Below are 20,137 nucleotides of genomic sequence, written 5' to 3' on the forward strand. Positions count from 1 at the left end.
TCACATGTGGAAAACTTTTGCATAAGGAAGAAACTTTTAATAAAGAGTTAGTCATTATAAATAATCATCAAAAACAGGTGATGTCTTATTAAAGAACATCAATGCAAGTTTTAACAAGACACCAGCAACTAAAAACCAAATCAATAAACTTTGCCACAGCAAATCACCTTGATTAACAATGATTTTTTGACTAAAGTCTACAACAATAAATAAAGGATTATAAGGAAGCCAGGATGTGAGACCATCTGGTAAACGTGAAACTGAATATATAATCGGTGTCATAAAAAACCACAAAGGAAAGACAGCCGCAATGATGTTTTTCACATCCCGATTAAAAACCTGAAATGAAGATAAAAACAAGCCCAATACGATGGCCATAAGAAACAATAATGCCAAAGGAAAAATCAAGAATAATAATTTCCAATGTAAATCAATAATTCCAGCCAAAATTAACACTGTTATAACTGCAACAAACCCAATGACCTGCAACAAAAAAGATGCTGTGATGTGAGCATACAATAAAATTTTTATATCTATTTTAACTTTACCAATTAGGTCTTTTTTATTGATGACCAACTGAGCTGCACTCATTACTGATTCAGAAAAAGCCATCCACGGCCACAAACCAGCTGATAAATAGGCTACGAACATATTTTCTGGTAGTTCGGGCACGCGGGCTTTGAATATCAATCCAAATACAAAATAATATACCGCTAAAGTCGCCAAAGGCTGAAATAACAACCAAAAAAAAGCGGAAGAGTTTCCAATAAATCGATCAGAAACTTCCCGCTTAAGGAAATAAACTATCATTGATTAACTGTCTTCTTCAAACACTAAATACCTTTCAAAAACCTTACTAATAACATTAGAATCAATCTTTATTTTGTCATTAACACTATAAGAATTTATTATATTTTGAAGTTTCATTTTTCCAAATTCTGGTAAAAGCTCATCTATCAACCTTTGTTTATGGTCTTCAAAAACGGCCTCCTTTGCTGGCAAAATCTCATCAATAGAAATTAAATAATAATAATCTTTCATTTCAAAAACTGAAGGAATAATTCCTGTTTCATTCAATGAAAACACATCATCAGCAAATTTATAATGAAACTGTTTCTTAGAGAAATACGATAAATCACCCTTATTGAGTTGGACTGTTGGATCATCTGATATTTTTAAAGCCACTTCATTAAAGTTATTATTTTTTATTACATCTGTAAGAAGACTCACTACTGACGACTGAGCGTGTTTATTTTTATCTAATGTAATCATAGACAATCTTCTTTTTTCAGGAACAGTTAATTCATTTTTTTCTATTAGAAATTGGTCATAAGCATATTGTTGAATAGGACCTTTTAATAACTGTTTTTGAATGTATATTTTCATTCTCATGAAATATTCTTTTTTTAAAGTGAAAAACTTCATATTTGTTAAAAAGTCATTACGGTCTATTCCAAGTTTTTTAATAAAATTTTCATCAACCTTAAACTCAAATGTATTTAATGCTTCAGTAACAGAGGCGAATTCTTTTTCTTTATCTAAATCATTATCAATGACATACTGGTAAACGAAATTTACATTTAATATTGACAAAATATTTCGTTCAATTTGACCATGATCTTTAGCAAAGCCGAAACGACTTTCAGGTTTCAGGTTATGAACATACGAATCTAAATCAGAGAGGTTGACAACCACATCATTTTGCTCAACCAAATTAGTATTTTGGTTGAGCAAACTAATAACAAAGAAAATTAGCTTTATCATTATTGAACTTCACCCTCTGAAAAGAAAGCAGCACAACGTGTGTGACTTGCATTTTGACATATAGGATCATCATTTGAATAAGGCACTTGTTTATTCACTAAATTAAGGTAATAAGCCTTATTTGGATCAAGTTTACAATATGTTGATGGCTGACCAGATTTAGTTGTTATAAACACATTTGGATTTTGCGCTGCAACTATAGTTTTAACACACGCTGTTGTTTGTGTATTAAAATCACCTGGACATTCACTGATTGATAATGTTGTATACAATGTTTTATTATGCGTTGTAGGTGGCGTCACGAAATTCAGTCTTCTTGATGTGTTAGCCCCCATAGAAGTAAAAGTGATAGCCGCAAACTCTGTATTTTTTATATCTAGTAAGATGTTACCATTTGCTGTTGCGCCGAATTCATTACCATCTTTGAGTGCAGCATATGAATATGTTTTGTTATTTAAATTGGGTGGATAAACAGCCGCAGAGCATTGTGAAGGTATAGAATCATCAAGAATGATATTCACATCACGTGTAGCAGAACCACATGTCAATGTTAAAGTCACTGAATCTGTAATATTCACAGCCTTAGATGAACTGCTTGTTGGATTAAATGTATGGTTCCAATCAGAATTTAATGGTGATGATGATGCAGTACAGCTCGTAGCATTAGAAACACTCCAACTGACTGTAACATTACCAGCTGCCGTAACTGTCAAATTATTACTACTTCCACCGGCCCTCAAGTATGAAATACTAGGACCTTCCACAACTTGCTGTTCTGCCTCTGATATAACCAAATCTTTACTACTTGTAGTAGTTGCCGTATACCCCATATAGTTATCACAAGTGATTCGCAGTGTGGCAGGTAAACTATTGATTGTTACAACTTTACTGTGAGAGCCGATACCACTGTTCAATGACCCTGCCCACCCAGTGGCACTGCCATCTTCAACAGTACCTACACAGTTTTCACCGTATGCAACTGCCCAATCGACTGAAATGGAGTCTCCCACATCTACTTGATATTTGTCGGCATTAATACCCAAAACAGCAGACTGATTAGGCACGATGAACAAGTCATCAGAAGGTGAAACTACAACATCACCTGTTACCACATCAATTACTGCAGTACCAATAATATCCGCTGATTGGTTTTTTGCTGGGTCCGAGTATTCAAATTTAATTTTTTCAGCAGAACCCGCAGTGGCAATCAACGCTGAAAGCAACAATAGTTTTTTCATTATTTTCTCTTTCGCAATAAAGTGGGTACATTATATAGTTAATGTCGTTAAAATTTCTTTAAAAAAAAAGGACAAGCACTAAGCTTGTCCCTTTTTTTAAACAATATGTTTATTCTATTAGAATGAAACGATATCGCCTTTGTGGTTAAACAAACCAGCGTACTGTGCCATCAAACCAGGAGCAGCATTAGCGTTGGTGTACTGTTGTACCATAAAACCAGCAACTGGCAAACCTTCATAGCCTGCACCTGCAGCTGGAGTCATTGGAAGTGTACCAACAAATGACATTGCAGCCCAACCGTTTTCAGTAGCATTAGGGTTATCTAAAACACCACCAACTGAAATTAAGTTAGTTGCACCTAATACTTTAGATGCAGCACCACCAACTTCACCTGGAGCTAAGAATTGAACAACGTTAGCTTCTTGACAAATTTGTGGGTTACTACCTTGAGGAGGCTGTGGAGAAATTTGTCCGCCGCCTGGAGGTGTTAATTGCTCTTCACGATCGAATGTAGTTAAACGGAATTCTTCACAAGCTTCTACACCATCCCATACTGCAGTAAACGGAGCCAAGTTAACTGTGTCAACGTGTCTGTTTTTAGTAGGGAATGTAACAACCCACTCAGATTTAGCAGCAATGGCTGAATCGAATGCGTACTCATTAAATACTTGTTGCTTCATGAACAATGAAGAAACGGCTTCAATACCAGAGTTCCAAGTAGAGTAAACAGCAGAGCCGTCTAACAAAATAACACTTTCCACGTCTGACTCAGAGATAGAAGGAGCCAAAGAACCTGGATCTGTGTGGTTACCAGCGCCTGTCCAGAAATCATCTAATGCAGTTGCATCATAAGTCATGGCCAAACCTTCAGCAACATTCAACATCGTTGCAGCACCAAACAAACCACCTGTAGGATCTACAATATCAGTTTGTGGAGCAGCTGCCCAAGTACCACCGTCCCAAGATGCTTTCAAGAAAGCACAATCAGCAGGAACACCTGTAGAGTTATGCAATGCAGCAGCAGCGTGAGTACCTGTTACAACACCCATTTCAATCACTTCGAAGTGACCTTGAGTAGAACGTTCCATGCTTTTGTTTGACGCAGCTAAGTCTGTATCAATTTCGTATGGCAAAAATTCTTGACCCGCTTTTGTTAATCTAGGAGCACAAGATGTATCTTCAGATACATGCATACCAGAAGGCTCACCAGCGTGGGCACCGATAGTAGATGTAGTTGAACCTAAAGCACCTGTCCATACGTCGTATGGCGACATATATACGTTAAAATCGAGCACCTCTAAAGAGTGATCGCCTTCTAAGAAACGTACTTTGATAGCTTTAGTCTCATCAGTTGTATTAACAACAGAGTAACTAGTAATCAAACCATTGTTTACTGTGTAATATGGGTAAATCAATACTTGACCAGTACCTTCACCGCTCACATGTACAGCAGCATTTGCCATGCCGGCAACGCCAGCTAAACCAGCAATTACTGCAGTAGTTAGTTTATTTTTTTTCATTTCTAACTCCAAATTATAAAATTTTAATATCAGGGCTATTCATTAATTTCTCTGCATACAATTGCAGAGCTAAACAAGATAGCTTGGCGAATAATATATCAAATTACATTATTAAACAAGTTTTTATTCAATATTAATTCATACTTTTGCTGTATCATTTCTTTGTAGGTACATGATACCATCCATCTGATTTCTTAACCCATTTTTCAGAAATGGGAGATACAATTGAGGCGCTACCCATACTTTTCCTTGGAAAACTATAAGTAACCTTTAGCGTCAACTCAACATCACAAACTTCTTTGTCACACTGTTTGGAAATAAATTTTGGCTTTTCCCATTTAACATTTATTTTAGCTGTTTCAATTCGCACAGAATAAGAAGTTAAGCTTTCCACCTCTCTGTATGACGGTGACAGATAACTGTAAGCTTTTTCATAATCTGAATCAACAATGGCTTGCCACCTATTAACTACTTTTTCCTCTATGGTTTCTGTAGACTCTGAACATCCAGTTAAAACGACCACGATTGTAAACAAAACGGCTTTCAATATCATTTTCATTCTCATTCCTTTTCTTCTTTATCTTTTTTATTTGTATTAATCGGCTTCAAGCCTTCAAATTTCTTGGCATATTCTAAAGTTGCTTTTCTTGCCTGCTCTGGATTCTCTATAACGGTGGGCGTGATTAACACCATCAATTCCGTTTTTGATGAACTGTTGGTTCTTTTACCAAACGCACCTCCTATCAAAGGTATCCGACTCAAGAATGGCACACCATCTCTTCTGTTCTTATTAGAATCGCGAATAAGTCCTCCCATTATTATCGTTTGTCCACTTTGTACTGCAATCTCTGTTGACAATTCGCGCTTAGAAATAGGAGGGTTGCCACCGTCATTTCTTGGCTCACCAGCTTCACTTACATCTTGGGTTATTTCCATGTACACCAATCCACCTGGATTAACTCTTGGAGTAATATCAACTTGAACACCTGTCTGAATGTAGCGAACATTACTGGTAGGAAAGTTATTATTAAAGTTCCCTCCATTGTTACCATTATTTACACCTCCAATTGAAGTTGATGTTATTGGCTCTTGATTACCTACATTGATTGTCGCATTCTTATTATTCATAACCATTACACTTGGTGATGACACCAGTGAAACACGTCCCGCACCTTCTAAAGCAGTCAATTTTGCCTGAGCCTCTTTTCCAAAGAAGTTGTAAGAAGCTCCACCTGAGCCAGTCGTTGCACCATCTGTAAACCAGTTATAACCTTTGGTTTCAGGACTTTCTCCACCATCACCGCCATCACCGCCATCTTCACCTCCCTCACCAACGGCAGAACCAAAGAATAATTCCATCCCATATTCTAGACTGTCATTTAAAGAGACTTCAATAATCTTAAGCTCAACGAGCACTTGCAAAGGTACCTTATCTAATCTTTTAATGGCTGAGATAATTTTGTCATATTCTGCAACATTGGCTTTGATTAACAATTGGTTTGACTCTTCAATCGAAGTTATCTGAATGTCATTGTCATTATTTGATGTTGAACGTCTTTTGGTGGTATTGCTGTTTTTTGCACCACTTGAAGACACTTCTTTCCCGTTACTACCTGGCGCTGTTTTCCCTGAATTACTTTTTCTCGAAGATGAACCACCACCGCCTCCAAACACGTCATTCAAATAGCCAGCCAAATCATCTGCTTTGATATTTTTCACACTATAGACATATAGATTGGCGCCACCTTCCAAGTCTGCTCTGTCCAATCGCTCAATCCACTTTTGAGATTGTGCTAGGTATTCTTCTTGAGGCGTGATAACCATGATTGCATTCAATCGTTCCAAAGGCAAAAAACGAAACATCCCTGCCAAAGGCGTTTCAGCACCTTCACCAAACAAAGCTTCAAGTTCTACTATGATGTCATTTGAATCTGTTCTTTCTAAATAAAAGATTCCAGTGGACATACCAGCGAGCCAGTCCACATCAAATATATTGATGGTGTCTATATAATTATTCAACTCTCTGTTTGTACCCGATAAGAATAAAATATTTCTGGCATTGTCTGCTTTTACAACAGCACCTTCTTTAGCATAAGGCTCAAGAATTTTTTCCATTTCTGTTGGTGAGACAAAAGACAGTGGGACTGCCAATACTTGAAATCCTTTTTTGGCATTCACTGCACCTACTCTTGGTGTCAACTTACCTTTGATGGCTTGATTTTCTGGTACAACATGAAAACGACCTTCAACTTCAACCAAAGCCGCTTTATTCCAACTGAGTAGCATTTCTAAAATGGGCAAAACCTGATCTTTGCTTATAGGCTTAGCCGTTGCAAAAGTCACCTTGCCTGACACCCCTGGTGCCATGACATAGTTTTCTTGTAAAATAGTGCCCAGAATCAAGTGCACAACAGCCTGTAACGGTTCTCCCTCAAAATTGAATGTCACTTCACCTTGAACAGTTAATACCTTTTCAAGCTTTTTAGCAGCAGCCACATCAATGAACTCACCTGTTCCAGGGTATATTTCATGTTCTTTTTTGCCATCACCGATTGGATCTCCGCCTGTATTAAAGACTTCTCCAGAATAATTCGTGGTATCCATGTCTTTTAAGTAGTCAGAATTTTCCAACTCTTTATTTAGATCCCGTGGCGCACTTGCACATGCAGCCAACATTGCAAACACGGCACCCGTGAACAGGTGTTTAACTAATCGTTTATTCATCATTGCTTTTGATTCCTATCTGCTGCTTCTTTACGCATTTGGGCACGTCTTTCAGCTATTTTTTTTCTGATTGCTTCGGCACTGTTGGCACGTTCGTTTTTATTCTTTTCTTGCGTGATTTTTTGTGTCTGTTTGTTGTTGCGACTGTTATTCGCTTTACTTTTGTTTTTTTTACCACCAGCCTTACCTAATGATCCACTGAATACTTCCAGCTCGAGCTCTACTGGCTCTTCCCCTTCCGCTTCAAAAGTCACCTTTCGCGGCTCAATGTTAGCTACAGTCCATAGTCCTTGTTCGCCTTCTAATGGCATACCTTGCGCCAATGTCAACCGTTCTTTACTGACATTGTCTTGGATAATCACATAACTGTTATCTCCTGTGATGACAATACTAGAAACTTTTGCATCTAAAGGTGAAGCAACTGGCTCATCAATAGTAGGCTCTATACCAATTATCGGCCCTACATAAGGTTCTCTTGTCGAACTGAATAATGGCAAGGCAACAATTTGCTCTAACTGCCTTTCTTTTTCCTTTCCATCCGGAGCAGTATCAGAAACTTTATCAACCAATTGGTTCAATTGTTTTTCATCAAATTGTTCAGCTTCAAGTTCGCTCAACCCTTGGCCAATACCAAACATTTGTATAGAAGCTAACAGCAACAAAATACCCAACAACCCCAGTAAAACCTGCGCTAACAAATTATTTTTCATCGCTTTTCTCAATTGGGTTTTTTAGGTAGGCGTACAATTCAAACCTGATTTCCACACTTTCAGCGGCTGGCTCACTGTTCTTGCCTTTTCTTCTGTAGCGACTGACATTTCTTGCCTCTATCCTTAAGTCGTTAATAAACAAAGACGGTAAATTCTGCTCTAATCGGGCCAAAATATTCGCAAAGATTTCATATTGGCAGCGCATTCTAACACGCAATACCACTTTTTCAAATTGGTCCAAATCCCTGTCTTGTGTGGGCTGTTGACTGACTATTTGACACTCTGCCGTTTCCGCACCTTGCTCATTAAAAATGTTTTTAAAAGTTGAAGTTAACTCTGCATTACCCAGGTTTTTTGTTTCAGCTTTGAGAAATTCGTCATTACTTCCAACTTGTAACTTCACTTCTTTAAGCTTTTCTTTCAGCTTGGGGGATTTAGCCGCCTGATTGATGTACTTCTGACGTGAGCGATTCAACTCATCAACAGATTCGTTCATACCTGCATGTGTCACGAAAAAGTTGTGAAAGAATAAAAAATAAACAATCACAGACACCATTAAAAGAACCGTCAATGCGGCCCATCGATTCATGTTTTTATCAAGCGTCATCTGTCGTCTCCTCTGGGGCTTTCAGCGCCGCTTTGATTGTGAACTTTTCTTTTCCAGTGCGTGCATCTGGCATGACTTGACCCACTATTTCTGGCTCAAACCACAAGTCCGATTTATTTAATATCGGCACCAATGCATTGGCATTATCTGATTGTCCAACAATTTCTATACGCTCTTCATCTAAAATGATCCGAGTCAAATAACTGTTTTGTGGAATCATTCGAGTCAATTCATCCATGATTGATATGGCACTGGCTGCATTAACTTTTTTATCACCCAAAAAATTAGCTGCTTGAATAGATGCATTCAATTCAGTCTCTAGCAATTTAGCACGACGAGCGTCCCTTCTCCATTCATCCGTTTGGGCTTCGAGACGCTCAATTTTATCTATTTTATTTTCTATTGAATTGAACATCACAAACCAAATCATCGCGACAACCGCTGCCAGCAATAACAAATTAAGCTTAATATTACTCCAGTCTTTTTTCTTTCTTAATGATTCAGTTAATAAATTGACACCCAAGGCCTTAGGCGATTCTGCTGAACTTAAGTTAACATCAATCGCTGATAATTGAACACCCTTGTTACTCGCCTCTGTCTCTATTGCTTCAATTAATGATTTTTGTGCTACCACCAGTTGAACCGGCGTCTTTTCTGCACCCTCTTCCGCAAGCATGGGTTGACTGGCAAACACCACTTCTTGAGGATTAAAGGGAATGTATTTGTCCAATTCATAACCTAAAACAGCATCAATGTTGCTTAATGCCGCAGTAGGCATAGCAACTTCTCTGATTAACACATGTTCATTTGGTATCAAATAAGTGACTTTCGATTGCACGTCAGATTGCGCCACATGATGATTGAGCTGGTGCCACCACTGTTTATCTACTAATGACTCATCTTCTGGCAACTGTGTTGCCTCACCTGTATTTTGAATCCACAAGGCAATTGAATCATCTGACCCACTTATAAACAGCTGCTCTTGTTTTGGAAAAAATTGTTTCCGCTTCCTTTCTGGCACCCATTCCATCATTGACTCAGTCCACCAATCCCAAAACGCACGAACGCCTGAAGTTTGGTACCAAGTACTGATTGGGGTAACGATTTTATCTACAATAGTTGTCATTTGTGTTCGTTGTCTCTCCAGCGCACCACTCGAAATGGCTTGCCATTAACTGTGCCGCCCATTCTGATGGTGGCATCAAATTCTGCCCACTGCCCATTCGGCAAAGTGGCTTTACTTATAATACTGAAAGTGGTTCCACCACCCCTCAATTGTCCTGCATAACCCTCAGACAATAAAGGTAACTCTGTACTGATGTCATCAATTTCATGTCGCTGTCTGATAAAGTCATCGGCCATTTCTGCTGATATACCATCAATAGCCATCAATGCCTCTTTAGGGGCAAACCCCAAATTGATGTTATTCCTGCCTGAGTAGACCGTGATGGCAGGCTCTATTTTTAAATAGGTCTCATAGTCAATACCCATTACCTGTACCAGCTCGGGAACTGAGTCAAAGGGCGCATCTTTTGCACCATAGGCATAGCCTGCTGAAAAGTAATCTTGATCTTCTGCCCCACCCAACCTGACTTCCTCATCAGCATCTTTCCAGTCCAATATCTTATCTGCCAAAGCCAAAGCTTCGTCAAACTCAACACCTACTGAGGCAAACAATCCCATTAAAAGTTCCTCATTGGCCTGGTTGATATCAATTTTCCCTGACTCATCAGTTATTCTCAGCTCAATTTTCGCACCTTCAAAATCCAATTCTTGGACCCTTCCATCTGGAATCCATCGTGCCTCAGGGTCAGGGTTCCTCAGTTGGAATACGGCCATATTCAATCCAGCCTCTGCTATATATCTGGCTTGAGTTGATGAAAAAACAATTCGTGATTGCATATACTCAGTCCTTGCTGACAAAGCAAAACTGCCCGCAATCACCGTCATCAACAAGGTAATCCAAAGCACCAATACCAAAGCCACACCTTTTTGATTCAACTGACTTTTCACTGCAATTCCTTGCCTGAGTTGCTTCTTTGGTTTAATAAATTCAAAGAGCTTCTGCGTCTGGTTCTGGTACTGCTGCCATCCACTTGTATCGCCACTTGCATTATCGGCCATTGTTCTTTGGCATCTTGGTTCATTTCTAAGTCTAATTGAACCATCATAGGCATGGAAGCGGTGTTTTCTATCTCTGACACCCAATCCGTCGGCAATCCATCTTCACCAACCTCAATAAATGCAAACTGTCCACTTCGGATATTTTCCATCAGCACAATGGGCTCAGCATCATCAAATCCAGACTGCTCATCTTCATCGTCATAATTACTCACCATGCCATGACGGTATTGTAAATACTTACCATCTCCATCTTCCGCAATTTCAATCTTTTGAATATGTGGCCCAGCATTTCCAAGATAACCTGGCATCTGAGAAATAAAAGTGACAGAATTTTCATCGCCATAAAATAATGCCATTTGGCCTTCATCATCTTCTTCTATACCAATTGCCATTGCCCTAGAAACCTGTCTTCTTATGATGCCCTGCACCACCCGCATTTCATTGATTGCTGAAATGCGTTTTTCTCCTTTTTCTGCCGTTCTCCTTCCTGAGTCAAGGCCAGAAAAAATCATCGCCATAATCATCGCCAACAATGTAAAGACAACGATGACTTCAATCAAGGTAAAACCTTGCTGTTTTTGATTAACCACCGGGACCTCGATCAAAATCGGGAGTCATTGCCCTCAATGTAGAAAAAATCGCCTCTCTGTTTTTACCCAAGCCATCAACCCAAGCAATCACCAACTGTACTTTGAACAACTCAACAGGTGCAAAATCCATACTCGTGTTACCTTCATATTCCGCTTCATAAGGTGTGATGTCGATTTGCCAAGTGATACCATCTTCAAAGTCACCAGATTCAGTACCTTCTTCAACAGGAATCGTAATACCCACTTCATCCATTTTGCTTTGCGCCAATAAAGCCAGCTTGGTTTGCTCCGAAGACTTGATGGTGTTACGTGAAGAGTTAGACAAAATTTCAAGAACAACCATAAAAGTCATGGCTAAGATCGTGAAAGACGCGATCACTTCAATTAGAGTAAAACCTTGGGAGCGCTGCTTGTACATCATTAAACCTCAGTGTCTTGAAACAAACGGATTTCTCCAGTAAGCCAAGCCACATTGATCCGCCAAAAACGCTCTTCATAGATTAAGGTCACACGTCCACCCGTTGAAGAACCATCTGAAAAGAACCTAAAACCCGCTTGAGTTTCACTTGGCACTTCCGACTCTGCCGCAAAAACCTTCAGCTCCATGCCTTCAGGAAAAGTCACTTTCTTTTTTCCAGGTGCTTGATAAGATTTGCTTTCAACGTCTATCATCAGACGCTGCTCTTTATGTTTAACGACCGCCTGAGAACGTGTATATCTTAATGCCGCCACCAAATCTTTGCTTGCCGCCCTGATTTTTGTGGCTTTCATGGAACCAGACATATTAAACGCAACGGTACCTGCAATGATGGCCAACATGACCAACACCACCAAAACTTCAATCAAAGTGAAACCGTCGCCTTTTCGCATTCTTACTGCCAATTACCAATATCTAAACCCAACTTATCACCACCTGGGCTTTTGTCTTTTCCATATGAATAAACATCAAAACTTTGACCGTGTTGTGACTGGGTAGAATAGTGATAAGACTCACCCCATGGGTCTTTCAGCTCTTTTTCCTTGACATAAGGGCCCATCCACATCGAATCACCTGAATCATTAACCAGCTGATCCAATGAATCAGGTAAATTACCCGTATCCAAACTGAATTCTTGCACTGCTTGGGTTAATTTTTGCACCATAATCTGTGCTTGTTTTTGCTTGGCTTTGTCTTGGCCTCCAGTCACATTCCTTACCACCATGCCAAAAATAACAGCCAAAATGGTCATCACAACCAAAACCTCAATCAAACTGAAACCTTGTTGCGCTGCGCTGAATTTTTTTCTATTTTTCATATGCTTTTCTCACTTAAATTATTTATTAACCAACCAATTCACTCATGTTCATCATCGGCATCAAGATGGCGAACACTATGGTAAAAATCATACCTGCCAATGCCAATACCAAAATAGGTACCAACACCGACAACATGCGGTCTATTGTATTTTTAACTTCACTGTCATAAGTATCAGATGCCCTGACCAGCATCTCATCTAAATTACCTGTCTCCTCACCCACACTCAGCAACTGCTGCGCCAATCGCGGGAAGGACTCTTCTTTAGCCAAAGCATCTGACAAAGGTATGCCGTGCTTGACCTTTTCAGTCGCATTGGCTATCGCTTTAGACAACACCGTGTTGTTTATCACTTTTTTTGCCACGCCCAAGCCAGATAGCAAGGGTACACCACTGTCTGCCAAGGTACCCAACGTGCGAGTGAACTTTGCTGTTTCCACACGGGTAATCAACTCGCCAAACAAAGGCAGTTTGAGCATTTTTTGATCGACTTTAAATCGAAATTCTGTGTCTTTCAGTTGTTGTTTTATTATTGCAACCACTGCCACAATTAAAATTACAAACACCCACCAAAAACTTTGCACCAATTCAGCACCTGCAAACACCACCTGAGTTAACAAAGGTAATTCAATGTTTGCATCTTCAAACAAAGGTTTAAATTTAGGCACCACTTTGGCCAACAAAATAAACAAAGAACCCACAGCCAGCACCAATAAAATGGCAGGATAAATCATCGCAGAAACCACCGAATCTTTAAGCTCTTTTGAAGATTTCAAGTAATCACTTAGTCGCTGTAATGAGAGCTCTAAAGTGCCGCCCATTTCTCCGGCACGAACCATATTGGTGTACATGGTTGAAAAAACGCCATGCTGCTCTTCCATTGCATCTGATAACGAACCACCACCACGAACTTTATCTCTAATCTGTTCAACCATGGTTTTGATGCGCTCATCATCTGACAGTTCAATCATCACTGACAACGACCGATCCAAAGGCATACCAGAATTCAACAATGTGGCAAGTTGCTCAGTAAAAAAACCAACCTGTTTTTGTGACACTTTCTTGCGGTTGGCCATCAAGTTTTCAAATGAAAACCCCGCCTTCATTTCTTTAGCTAAAACAGGAATGTTGCCTGCTTCTTGAATTTTAACAATCACCTCAGCTTCACTGAAAGCTTCCATTTGACCTTCCAATTGTTCGCCTGTCGGAGTGATTGCTTTGTAGATAAATTGAGCCATTATTCGTGTGACACCCTGATGACTTCTTCAAAACTGGTGTCACCTGCCAAACATTTCAACAAACCATCTTGATACATGGTTAACATACCTTCAGCTTGTGCTTGTCTTTGTAACTCGCCTGCAGTTGCTCCTTTCATGACCAATCGCCTGATGTCCTCAGTCATGGTAAGGCACTCTAAAATTGACAACCTGCCACCATAACCAGTTGGGTTTGTCTCTGAAGGTTGAGGTCGATAAAAGTGAAATTCCTTGTCATCACTGATTTCATGCAATTTCAACTCTTCTACCATCTCTGGCATTACCGGATATTTTTCCATGCTGCTTTTGTCTAAGCGACGGGTCAAACGTTGGGCCAATAGGCCATTAATGGTTGAGGTCAAAAGATAATCTTCAACGCCCATATCAATCAATCGAGTGATTCCACCTGCTGCTGAATTCGTGTGAATGGTTGACAGCACCAAGTGGCCCGTCAGTGCAGATTGAATCGCAATTCGAGCGGTTTCCAAATCTCGCATCTCACCAATCATGATAATGTCAGGATCTTGTCGTACAATCGCACGCAATGCCGATGAAAAGTCCAGTCCAATCGACGATTTCGCTTGAATTTGATTGATGCCTGTCAATTGATACTCTACTGGGTCTTCAACCGTAATGATTTTTCTGTCTTCGGTATTCAGTTTTTGTAATGCGGTGTAAAGGGTGGTGGTTTTACCACTACCTGTTGGCCCCGTCACCAGCAAAATACCATGAGGCATTTCCAACACTTTCATAAAAGGATCCAAAGTGTTTTCCCTGAATCCCAATTGATGGAAATCAAATACAATGCTTTCCCTATCAAGAATACGCATGACCACACTTTCGCCGTATGATGTTGGCACGGTTGATACACGTAAATCCAGCTCTTTACCTTGAACCCGCAACATGATACGCCCATCTTGAGGCAACCGCCGCTCAGCAATGTTCAGCTTCGCCATGATTTTGATTCGAGAAATAACTGCTGAAGTTGACCTGGCCGGTGGTGACTCAACCTCATGTAACACGCCATCTACACGGTAACGTACTTTCAAGCGGTTCTCGAAAGGCTCAATATGAATGTCTGATGCGCGAGATTCTACAGCGCGTTGCATGACCATATTTACCAATCGGATTACAGGTGCTTCAGAAGCCAAGTCTTTAAGGTGTTCGACATCCTCTTCTTCATCACCGTCGTGAGACAATCCTTCAACGATTTGACCCATTGCCGACTTACCACCACCAAAATATTTTTCAATGGCATTTTCTACATCAGATGGCATGCCAATTTTAATGTCGATTTTTTTATGTGCAGCCATATTAATGGCTTTGATTAAAAACTCATCAAAAGGATAAACCATCACAACTGACAATGTATCATCGCTTTCATCAATAGGAACAAATTGACTTTCGCGCATAAAGCGCAATGGAAACTCAGTTTCTGTGGTAACCGTTTCTGGCATGGATTTGTCATTCATCAATGGCAAATCCATCAACTCATGTAAACTCAAGGCCACATCACGTTCTGATGCCAGACCCAAACGCACCAGCAATGGCACCAACGACCCACCAAAACTTTCATGGTGTAATCGAACACCTCGCTGTAAGTCTTCTTCCTTGATTCGCCCTTGCTCAACCAAATATTCGCATAACTGCGCTTCAAAGCCTTTTGGCTTTTCAGGCACATCTTGCACGTCGGTTGCTGTTATTGTTTCAGCTTGATCTTCGGTTTTATCTGTTGTCATTGTTTCTGTCATTTGTGACGAATCTGTCATTTTATATTTCATCCATCAGACATTACAATCTGATTAAAGTTCTTTATTCTGTTCAATATTCTAAGCCGGTTCATCATCAGCAGTTTCAGAGTCCTTGTTATTTACCAAGAACTCTATGAATTTTCTGTTCATTAAAATCCACAACACTATGGGCATAACTGCGGGCAAAATCAAATATGACAATTGATACATGGCAGCCACCAAATCTGGAGAAATACCCGTATCCAATATGGCTTGCTGTGCATCACCACCACTGAACAGCAGGTGTTTTATGGTTTGCCAAAACGAACCAAAGCTTTGAACCAATACAATCATCACATAGCCTATCATGATTTGAATCATTTTTTTCTGCCACGACAAGTCCGGCAAAGAAGCCACTAAACCTCCGATTACTGCCAGCCCATAACCGTATATCATTGGGTTCACCTGAACATCTAAAACAGCAATCTTTCCTTCATGGCCGGTCATCGCCTGTGTAGGAAATATAAGCGTTTCAACAACAAGCAGGTATTGGTTTTGCACCACACCATTAAACAAATCAGCCTGCCATATATTCAATGTCAATTCAGTCAGCCAACGGACAGGCATCACCCAAAATGCTGCCCCATAAAACCAAATAAAAAAGCACAGCGGCAAATATAACGCTGCACTTATTATCAATTGTTTTATTGGTGACTTCACTTTAACCTACAAACTTTCTTGCATTATAAAACATGCGCATCCAAGGTGAGTTTTCACCCCACTCATTTGGCGCCCACGACATTTGAGCCGTTCGGAACACGCGCTCAGGGTGCGGCATCATCGCCAAAACACGCCCTGAATCATTAGTGACAGCAGCCACCGCTTGTGTTGAGCCGTTGGGGTTATATGGGTATGTTTGGGTGGCTTGCCCATGATTGTCAATATATTGTGCCGCAATCACAGTCGGTTCGACTTTCTGCCCACCAAAATCTGCTCGACCTTCTCCATGTGCAATCGCAACTGGTATTCTTGCGCCAGACATGCCTTCAAAAAACATGCTATTCCCTGCTGGGATTTCTAATTGTGAAAACCTGGCTTCAAACTGTTCAGACTCATTACGAACAAAGTCAGGCCAATGGTCAGTACCAGGAATCAAACTGCGTAAACCTGACAGCATTTGACAACCATTACAGACACCCAAAGCAAACTTCTTCTCGTCTTCAAAAAACGCCTTAAATTCTGCTTTTAATTTGGGATTAAATAAAATCGTTTTAGCCCAGCCCAACCCTGCACCCAGCACATCACCGTAAGAGAATCCACCACAAGCAACCAATCCACTGAAAGATGATAAGTTTTTATCGCCAGAGAGTAAGTCAGACATATGCACATCCACACAATCAAATCCAGCTAGCATAAAAGCAGCTGCCATTTCATTTTGACCATTCACACCCTGCTCTCGCAGCACTACCAATTTTGGTTTGGCTTTTTTAGCATATGGCTTGATTTGCGATTCGCTGAAATCAAACTTTGTCAAAGGCTTAATCCCTGGATTGTCTTCACCCAACAGTCCAAATTCTGAATCAACAGACGCTGGGTTATCTCTGTGTCTGGCCATCATATAACTGGCTTTAGACCAAATTTGCTCTAACTCACTCAAAGTCCAATAGATTTGACCTTCATTGATATCAAAAGTTTGCGTGTCATTAATCACCGCCACTTGAGAAATGTTATCTTGCAAACCATGTTTTTCAGCCAGCGCATGAAATACATTCACTGCACTTGGATCTATTTCTACCACCGCACCTGGCTCTTCACTGAACAACTGTGAAGCCAAATCTCCGCCTGCTAAACCCACATCTAGCCCGCAATGACCCGCAAACGCCATTTCGGCTAATGTGGCTAACAAACCACCGTCTGATCGATCATGGTATGCCAACAAATCCCCACTGGCATGTAAGCTTTGCATCATGGCAAACATGTTTTTCAAAACCACAGGAGAGTCTAGGTCGGCTGACTCTGTGCCCATTTGCTTCTGTGTTTGATAATAAATAGAACCCCCCAACCGGTTTTTTCCTGCCGACAAATCAATCAAATACAAGGCATTACCCTTTTTACCTGATAACTGAGGAGTGGCATGCTTTTTCACATCTTCTACTGGAGCAAAGGCTGAAATCACTAATGACATAGGGGAAGTAACTGCACGGTCCTTACCAGCCACTTTCCAAGAGGTGTGCATTGACAACGAATCTTTACCAACCGGAATACCAATATCTAAACTCGGACACAACTCCATACCTATGGTTTTAACCGCTTCATACAATGCTTGGTATTCACCAGGCTGTGAACTGGCTGCCATCCAGTTCGCTGACAACTTAATCAAATTCAAGTCATTGATTTGAACTGATGCTAAATTTGTAATGGCTTCTGTAACCGCCAATCTTGCCGAAGCGGCTGGATTGATTAAAGCCACTGGCGTACGTTCACCCATACTCATGGCCTCACCTGCCAAGCCATGATAATCACGCAAGGTGATTCCACAGTCTGCAACAGGCACCTGCCACGGGCCCACCATTTGATCTCGGTGGATCATCCCGGAAACCGTCCTGTCTCCGATGGTAATTAAATATTTTTTACTGGCAACTGTAGGAAACGCCAAAACTTGTTCAGCTGCAACTTTCAATGACTCCACTTGATTAACAAATGACTCACCTTTTGGTTGGGCATGGTTGATTTTAATTTCTGTTTTAGGCGTATTTCCAAACAACAAAGACATCGGCACGTTAACTGGTGTGTTATTAAATAACTCATCATTTACTTTCAAAGTTTGCGCCACTGTTGCCTGCCCCATCACTGCATACGGACATCGCTCACGAGCACACAAGGCTTCAAATTCCGCCAGCTTTTCCGGTTTAATTGACAACACATAGCGTTCTTGTGATTCATTACACCATATTTCCATTGGAGACATGGATACATGATCAATTTGTAAACGTCGCAATTCAATTTCACCGCCTACTGCCGCATCATCCAGAATCTCAGGGATGGCATTTGACAAACCACCTGCACCAACGTCATGAATTGAACGGATGGGGCTGTCAACTTTTTGTTGCCAACAACGATCAATGACCTCTTGGCAGCGGCGTTCCATTTCAGGATTACCGCGTTGTACGGAGGCAAAGTCTAAATCTTCTTGCCCATCAGCGCTGGTTATTGAGCTGGCTGCACCGCCGCCCAATCCAATCAACATCGCGGGACCACCCAGTACAATAACATAATCACCAGGCAAGGTGTCTTGTTTGGGTACATGGATGTGATTGATATTACCCATACCACCTGCCAACATAATCGGCTTGTGGTAGCCTCGCCACTGGGTATCACCAACTGGCAATTCAAAATTTCTAAAGTAACCGCAGATATTAGGTCGGCCAAATTCATTATTAAATGCTGCCGCACCTATAGGCCCTTTTTGCATGATTTCAAATGAGGTTGCCATCCTTTCAGGTGTGCCAGGCGATTCATTTTCCCAAGGCTGATGATAGCCTGGAATATGTAAATGACTGACTGAAAAACCACACAATCCTGCTTTGGGTTTAGCGCCTTGTCCTGTCGCCGCCTCATCACGTATTTCACCACCAGACCCAGTGGCTGCACCAGCAAAGGGTTCAATGCCTGTTGGGTGATTGTGTGTTTCTACTTTGATTAAAACATCTATTTCTTGGTCTTCAAATTGGTAAGAATTGTCTTCACTTCCATTAATCAATCGTTGGCCTTTACCACCTGCAAACACTGCAGCATTGTCTTTGTATGCAGACAATGCTTTTTGCGAAGTTTTGGCCTCTGTGTTTTTAATCATTTTGAATAGACTCAGTGGCTGCACTTCACCATCTATCGTCCACTCAGCATTGAAAATTTTGTGCCTACAATGCTCTGAATTGGCTTGAGCAAACATCATGAGCTCTGCATCAGTTGGTGCAGTTCCTGCTTTTTGATAGGCGTCAAAAAGGTAATCTATTTCTTCCGATGACAAAGCCAGTCCTAAAGTTTGATTTAAATCTTCAAGTGCTTCTTTACCATCAGATAAATCGATTGCGGTGACAGCCTTTGCCTGCTCATGATTAAATAAATCTGACAAATGCTCCAAGCCTGTAAACCTTTGCTCCGTCATTCGATCATATATCTCAGCAGGCGCTGTATTTACATTTTGAGTAAAGACATACATTTGTCCCGCTTCAATTCGATTAACTGAATCTAGGTCACAATGCTTAAATATATCAGTGGCTTTTGTTGACCACGGTGATATGGTTCCCACTCGCGGTAACATCACCACACTGCTTTGAGAAAAATTCAACGCTTGTTGTTCTGCATGCAATAACTGTGAAACTAGTGACAACTCTGCATCTGACAACGTCTTGGAAGCTTCTAAGACATATATGTACTTAGCTTGCTCAATAACGGCCTTATTATTCAAAGCTTGATTCAACTTCCTCAAACGGAAAGCAGAGTGACTTTCGCCACCCACAAATGTATATATATGAAGCGCCATAGGATTTGCCAATATCTGAGAGTTCAAAAAAAACAC

The 20,137-nt window shown here is 40.6% G+C and carries 18 protein-coding genes; all 18 read right to left on the minus strand.

Annotated elements, in window-relative coordinates:
- Positions 1-54: 54 nt before the first annotated feature.
- The 18 genes from FET73_RS02830 to purL all read right to left on the minus strand — a co-directional run bounded on the left by FET73_RS02830 (position 55) and on the right by purL (position 20,101).
- Positions 55-810 (minus strand): ABC transporter permease, encoded by a 756-nt coding sequence (locus FET73_RS02830; protein ID WP_154222390.1) that lies wholly within the window; start codon positions 808-810, stop codon positions 55-57.
- 3 nt (positions 811-813) lie between these two features.
- The gene (locus FET73_RS02835) at positions 814-1,764 is read right to left on the minus strand and encodes a peptidylprolyl isomerase (RefSeq protein WP_154222391.1); all 951 of its coding nucleotides are present in this window, start codon (positions 1,762-1,764) and stop codon (positions 814-816) included.
- Positions 1,764-3,002, minus strand: a complete 1,239-nt coding sequence (locus FET73_RS02840; protein ID WP_154222392.1) for a hypothetical protein — start codon at positions 3,000-3,002, stop codon at positions 1,764-1,766. Before FET73_RS02840 ends, FET73_RS02835 begins: the two co-directional genes overlap by 1 nt.
- A gap of 117 nt (positions 3,003-3,119) precedes the next feature.
- A complete protein-coding gene (locus FET73_RS02845) occupies positions 3,120-4,523 on the minus strand; it encodes a hypothetical protein (RefSeq protein WP_154222393.1) in 1,404 nt (467 codons plus the stop codon).
- Positions 4,524-4,677: 154 nt separating this feature from the next.
- A complete protein-coding gene (locus FET73_RS02850; protein ID WP_154222394.1) occupies positions 4,678-5,082 on the minus strand; it encodes a hypothetical protein in 405 nt (134 codons plus the stop codon).
- A gap of 2 nt (positions 5,083-5,084) precedes the next feature.
- Positions 5,085-7,247, minus strand: a complete 2,163-nt coding sequence (gspD, locus tag FET73_RS02855; protein ID WP_179952071.1) for a type II secretion system secretin GspD — start codon at positions 7,245-7,247, stop codon at positions 5,085-5,087.
- A complete protein-coding gene (locus FET73_RS02860; RefSeq protein WP_154222396.1) occupies positions 7,247-7,957 on the minus strand; it encodes a hypothetical protein in 711 nt (236 codons plus the stop codon). The genes gspD and FET73_RS02860 overlap by 1 nt, the downstream gene beginning before the upstream one ends.
- Entirely contained in the window at positions 7,947-8,564 is a 618-nt protein-coding gene (gene gspM, locus FET73_RS02865; RefSeq protein WP_154222397.1) for a type II secretion system protein GspM, read from the minus strand. Before gspM ends, FET73_RS02860 begins: the two co-directional genes overlap by 11 nt.
- Complete coding sequence (locus FET73_RS02870; RefSeq protein WP_154222398.1) at positions 8,554-9,690, minus strand: PilN domain-containing protein; 1,137 nt, start codon at positions 9,688-9,690, stop codon at positions 8,554-8,556. The genes gspM and FET73_RS02870 overlap by 11 nt, the downstream gene beginning before the upstream one ends.
- On the minus strand, positions 9,687-10,577 hold the full coding sequence (locus tag FET73_RS02875) for a type II secretion system protein GspK (protein ID WP_179952072.1): 891 nt from the start codon (positions 10,575-10,577) through the stop codon (positions 9,687-9,689). The genes FET73_RS02870 and FET73_RS02875 overlap by 4 nt, the downstream gene beginning before the upstream one ends.
- Complete coding sequence (locus FET73_RS02880) at positions 10,574-11,278, minus strand: prepilin-type N-terminal cleavage/methylation domain-containing protein (protein WP_179952073.1); 705 nt, start codon at positions 11,276-11,278, stop codon at positions 10,574-10,576. The genes FET73_RS02875 and FET73_RS02880 overlap by 4 nt, the downstream gene beginning before the upstream one ends.
- A complete protein-coding gene (locus FET73_RS02885; protein ID WP_179952074.1) occupies positions 11,271-11,696 on the minus strand; it encodes a type IV pilus modification PilV family protein in 426 nt (141 codons plus the stop codon). Before FET73_RS02885 ends, FET73_RS02880 begins: the two co-directional genes overlap by 8 nt.
- Positions 11,697-11,698: 2 nt before the next feature.
- Positions 11,699-12,148 carry a GspH/FimT family pseudopilin gene (locus FET73_RS02890; RefSeq protein ID WP_154222402.1) on the minus strand — a complete coding sequence of 150 codons (450 nt, stop codon included), beginning with the start codon at positions 12,146-12,148 and terminating at the stop codon, positions 11,699-11,701.
- A gap of 2 nt (positions 12,149-12,150) precedes the next feature.
- Positions 12,151-12,573: a type II secretion system major pseudopilin GspG gene (gene gspG / locus FET73_RS02895; RefSeq protein ID WP_154222403.1), complete on the minus strand. Its 423-nt coding sequence runs from the start codon at positions 12,571-12,573 to the stop codon at positions 12,151-12,153.
- Positions 12,574-12,598: 25 nt separating this feature from the next.
- The gene (locus FET73_RS02900; protein WP_154222404.1) at positions 12,599-13,810 is read right to left on the minus strand and encodes a type II secretion system F family protein; all 1,212 of its coding nucleotides are present in this window, start codon (positions 13,808-13,810) and stop codon (positions 12,599-12,601) included.
- Complete coding sequence (gspE, locus tag FET73_RS02905; RefSeq protein WP_154222405.1) at positions 13,810-15,567, minus strand: type II secretion system ATPase GspE; 1,758 nt, start codon at positions 15,565-15,567, stop codon at positions 13,810-13,812. The genes FET73_RS02900 and gspE overlap by 1 nt, the downstream gene beginning before the upstream one ends.
- A gap of 90 nt (positions 15,568-15,657) precedes the next feature.
- The gene (locus FET73_RS02910; RefSeq protein WP_343032264.1) at positions 15,658-16,278 is read right to left on the minus strand and encodes an exosortase H-associated membrane protein; all 621 of its coding nucleotides are present in this window, start codon (positions 16,276-16,278) and stop codon (positions 15,658-15,660) included.
- 1 nt (position 16,279) lies between these two features.
- Positions 16,280-20,101 (minus strand): phosphoribosylformylglycinamidine synthase, encoded by a 3,822-nt coding sequence (gene purL, locus FET73_RS02915; protein ID WP_154222407.1) that lies wholly within the window; start codon positions 20,099-20,101, stop codon positions 16,280-16,282.
- Between the last annotated feature and the right edge of the window lie 36 nt (positions 20,102-20,137).

The sequence above is a fragment of the Marinicella rhabdoformis genome (assembly GCF_009671245.1).
GTDB lineage: Bacteria > Pseudomonadota > Gammaproteobacteria > Xanthomonadales > Marinicellaceae > Marinicella > Marinicella rhabdoformis.